The organism is Streptomyces sichuanensis (assembly GCF_020328095.1).
GTDB lineage: Bacteria > Actinomycetota > Actinomycetes > Streptomycetales > Streptomycetaceae > Streptomyces > Streptomyces cinnamoneus.
Genome location: NZ_JAIXMK010000240.1, coordinates 1 through 2,913, shown reverse-complemented (window position 1 = coordinate 2,913; position 2,913 = coordinate 1). Strand labels below are relative to the sequence as shown.

The 2,913-nt window shown below is 74.2% G+C and carries 1 protein-coding gene; it reads right to left on the bottom strand.

The window, feature by feature from the left end; translation table 11 throughout:
* On the bottom strand, positions 1-2,913 hold a 2,913-nt coding region (locus tag LE181_RS31605), incomplete at both ends, for a type I polyketide synthase (protein ID WP_225665025.1).

The window sequence follows — 2,913 nt, the reverse complement described above, 5'->3', positions numbered from 1 at the left end:
GGTCGGGGTCGGGGTCGTAGAGGTTCTCCACGTCCCAGCCCCGGTCCTCGGGGAACCCGGAGACCGCGTCGCCACCGGAGGCGACCAGACGCCACAGGTCTTCGGGGGACCGCACGCCGCCGGGGTACCGGCAGGCCATGCCCACGATCGCGATCGGCTCGTCGGCCGCAGCGTTTGCGGTGACCGCGGCCTCGGACCGTTCCTGGACGCCCAGTGTCTCGGCCAGCAGGAAGCGGGCGAGCGCGGCGGGGGTCGGGTAGTCGAAGACCATGGTCGCCGGGAGCCGCAGCCCGGTCGCCGTGTTCAGGCGGTTGCGCAGCTCCACCGAGGTGAGCGAGTCGAAGCCGGCTTCCTGGAAGGCGTGTTCCGGCTGGATGGCCTGGGCCGAGGCGTGGCCGAGGACAGCGGCGACCTCGGTACGCACCAGGTCGAGCACCGCCTTCTCGCGCTCGGCCTCCGGCAGCCCGGCCAGCCGCTGCCCCAGGGATCCCTTCGGCGCGGTCTGCGCTGCGCGGCGCGCGGTGCCCCGTACGGGGCCTCGCAGCCCTCGCAGCACCGAGGGCACCGTGCCCTGCAGCCCGGCGAGGTCCAGCCGCAGCGGGGCGACGGCTGCCCGGTCCTGGGCCAGCGCCGCGTCGAACAGCCGCATTCCCTCGTCGACGGCGATCGGGGCGAGTCCCGCCCGCTTGAGCCGGGCGACGTCCGCCTGGCCGAGCCGGTCGGCCATGCCGCTGCCCTGCTCCCACAGTCCCCACGCCAGCGAGGTCGCGGGAAGGCCCTGGGCCCGGCGGGCTTCGGCGAAGGCGTCGAGGAACGTGTTCGCCGCCGCGTAGTTGCCCTGACCGGCGCTGCCCAGGATGCCGGACACCGACGAGAAGACCACGAACGCCGACAGGTCGCCCGTCAGCTCGTGGAGGTTCAGCACGGCGTCCACCTTCGGACGCAGCACTGCGGTCAGACGCTCCGGGGTCAGCGCGGCGATCACGCCGTCGTCGAGGACGCCGGCCGTGTGCACCACGGCGGTCACCGGAGTCCCGGCCAGCACCGCGGCGAGGGCGTCCCGGTCGGCCGCGTCGCAGGCCGCCCAGCGCACCTGGGCGCCCTCCGCCGCCAGTTCGGCTTCGAGCTCGGCCGCGCCGGGGGCGTCGGCGCCGCGCCGGCTGAGCAGCAGCAGGCTGCGTACGCCGTGGGTGGCGACCAGGTGCCGGGCGAGCAGTCCGCCCAGTGCGCCGGACGCACCGGTGAGCAGGACGGTGCCGTCCCCGAAGTCCGGGGTGCCGGTGGCGGATCCGGGCGTCTTCGCCAGGCGCGGTACGAGCGCGTCCTGGCCGCGCACGGCGCACTGCGGCTCGCCGGCGGCGATCAGACCGGGCAGGATGCGGACGGCCGTGTCGGTGTCCTCCGCCTCCACCAACACGATCCGGTCGGGGTTCTCCGACTGCGCGGAGCGGACCAGACCCCACACCGCCGCATGGGCGAGGTCACCGGGCCGGGTCACCAGCGCCAGACGCGACGGACGGTCCTCCGCCAGCCACCACTGCACCAGCGCCAACACCTCACCGGTCACTTCATGGACACGCGTTGCCGTGTCCGCACCGGATCCGGCCGGGCACGGCACGACTACGACGTCCCGCTGCCCGTCCTGGTCGCCGTCCTGCTGCTTCAGCGCGTCGAAGCCCGCGACGGACTCGATGACCAGCGCTTCGGCGGCGGACGGCGCGGTGAACGGCGTCCACTCCAGCGCGAACAGCGAGTCGTCGTCGCCGCCACCGCGCAGCTGCTCCGCCGGCACGGCGCGCAGCGTCAGCGACTCCACCGAGGCCACCGGGCCGCCGGCACCGTCCGCGACGACCAGCGTCACGGAATCGCTGCCCGCACGCGACAGCTTCACGCGGACCATGGACGCACCCGCCGCCTGAACGGCGACGCCGGACCATGCGAACGGCAGCTGCGGGCCGTCGGCGAGAGAGACGAGACCACCGGCAGCCAGGGCGTGCAGAGCGGCGTCCAGAAGTGCCGGGTGCAGGGCAAACGCTCCCGCGTCGGCAGCTGCGTCCTCCGGCAGCTCGACCTCGGCGAAGACCTCGTCCCCGCTGCGCCACACCGACCGCAGGCCCTGGAAGACCGGGCCGTATTCGAGGCCGAGTTCGGCCACGCCGTCGTAGAACGCCGTCAGGTCGACGGCCTCCGTACCCGCGGGCGGCCAGGAGCCGGTGCCCGCAACGAGCTCCGCGGCGGGTGCCTCCGCCGGGGACAGCACGCCTGTCGCGTGCCGCACCCACGTGCCGCCACCGGCCCGGGAGTGCACGCTCAGCAGCCGTCGGCCGGCCTCGTCCTCGGCGCCCACGGACACCTGAAGTGCGACACTGCCGCGCTCGGGCACCACCAGGGGCATGGCCAGAGTGAGGTCCTCGATCCGGCCGCAGCCGACCTCGTCGCCCGCCCGGATCGCCAGCTCGACGAACGCGGTGCCGGGCAGCAGAACGGTTCCGTTCACGGCGTGGTCGGAGAGCCACGGGTGGCTTTCGAGCGAGACCACTCCGGTCAGCAGGACCCCGTCGCTGTCGGCGGTCGCGATCGCGGCGCCGAGCAGCGGATGGTCCGCCGCGCCGAGACCGGCTGCCCGGACATCGCCGGGGCGCTGGGGCACGTCGAGCCAGTAGCGCTCGCGCTGGAAGGCGTAAGTCGGCAGGTCGACACGCCGGCCGCGGGGGAAGAAGGCGTTCCAGTCCGGGGAGACGCCGTGGGTGTGGAGCTGACCGAGAGCGGTGACGATCGCCAGCGGCTCGGGGCGGTCGGCGCGCAGGACAGGCACGGTGACGGCCTCGTCCAGGCAGTTCTGCGTCATTCCGCTGAGCACACCGCCGGGACCGATCTCAACGAAGGTGGTGACGCCCTCGTCGTGCAGGGTCT